The 1,748-nt window shown below is 58.8% G+C and carries 1 protein-coding gene; it reads right to left on the bottom strand.

The genetic code is table 11. The annotated features are described in order from the left end of the window. Nucleotides 1-1,748: NAD(P)/FAD-dependent oxidoreductase (locus EOM25_14565; GenBank protein NCC26399.1), on the bottom strand; the 1,748-nt coding region annotated here is incomplete at both ends.

Raw genomic sequence — 1,748 nt, 5'->3', positions numbered from 1 at the left:
GGTTTGTGATGACCTTTTCGGCCGCGTCGATCAATTCGTCCCCGCATCTCCTCTTGAGCCCTTCGTACTCCGGATTCCGGGGATCCCAAGAAGCGGTCTCCTGCCTGGGGACCAGTTTCAGAAGCTCGACCGCGGCATGGCCGGCCGGGGCCAACCCTGGATCCACGAGGGAAGGCGTGGCAATGCAGACTTCATCGACGATCGTGATCGGGGCGATATCCGGCACGCAATCAATCCCAAGTGTGACGATGAATGCCGATGTGGACGATCGAAGGGCCTCGATGTCATGCACGAATCCATCCGGCAGATGTTCAGGACCGACAAGCTCCAGAAACGTCTTGCGAACGTCCGAATTAGCCACGATGGCCTCGGCCAAATGCCTTTCCTCGTTCGTGGTCACGCCTATCGCTCGGTTCTTTTCGACCAGAATCCGAGTCACCGCGGTCTTCAGTTGCACGGAACCGCCGTTGTCCTCGATCACCTTCACCAAGGCCTTGGCCAAGGTTTGAGAGCCGCCGACCGGGTAGTATCCACCGTCGAAATAATATCCGAAGATGGGCACCATATCCTCGAAACTCAAGGCCTTCGGGTCGTCGCCAAGATACCCGGTCAAGGCCAGAAGGACTTCCTTGAGCTGATCGTCCTGAAAAAAACGGTCCAGCATGGTCCTGTAGGGTGTCTCCCCCCATTTGAGGCTGTGGGGATGGGTTTTCGGGTAGTCCAACAACGCTTCCACCGTTTCGGGCGGTCGCGGCACACCGCCGGTTTTCTCGACCCCGTCGTACATCTCGCGGTAGACAGAACGGACGATATCGAAAAATTCCTGAATCTTATCTCTTTCATTGGGAAAACGCTCGGCCAGCATACGCTGGAACCCGTCTGGACAATCGGGCGGAACCTGGAGTTGAAGGCCTTCCAGACGGTATTCGTGCCCCATGTGCCGCCAATCGATCACGTCCTGAATGTCCAACTGTTTCAAAAGATTCCGAACAGGACCATGGTCGCCGAGACCGCTGACGTCGTGAACGCCGGCGTCGAAAGTATAGCGGAGCCGTTCGTCGCCCCGCTTCACGACCCGAGTCCACGACGAGCAGAATCCGCCCGCCTGGTAGTGCTGCTCGAACACGGCAACCTTGAGCCCGCGCTTGGCCAGCAACGCCGCGGCGGTCAAGCCCCCGATGCCGGAACCAATGACGATGACGTCATGCCGGTTGGCTCCCTCCGGGCGGACGGCCTTGAAATCCGGCCCGGTCCATTTGAAGGGGTTCATGGCCTCGATATGCTTTTGAAGCTCGGTTCGCACGGCCAAGTCGGGAAATCGGACCGAAAACACGATAGCCAGGGCGATGCCGACGTTGGGCAGAATCACCAGAAGCCAGGAACGGACACCCTCGGCCAAATCCAACCATGTCGCCATGACCGACATGGCCGCATTGGCTGTAAAGACCACCCCCCAGACGGCGGTGATGATCCCATTGATCCGCAGGAACGATGGGTCGTCCCAATAGGACTCGTCCCAATCGTCCCGGGCGTATTGAGAGGTGAAGGGGGACCCGGCCAACAGAGTCCCCCAGGCCATTGCGGCCAGGGTGACGTTGGAAAGAACCGGGCCGTGGACAACGAAGAACGACAGTCCCAAAAACACCGTACTCACGAAGTGGGCGGCGAAGAAAACGAGAGTGATCACTTCCAGGGCCTTGAAGTTTCGCCTCGGCCAGCGATAGACGTTCAGCATGGCTGCGGCGATC

This window comes from Deltaproteobacteria bacterium (genome assembly GCA_009929795.1).
GTDB lineage: Bacteria > Desulfobacterota > Desulfovibrionia > Desulfovibrionales > Desulfomicrobiaceae > RZZR01.
The sequence above is the reverse complement of the archived record's forward strand: the minus strand, read 5'-3'. Positions and strand labels throughout refer to the sequence as shown.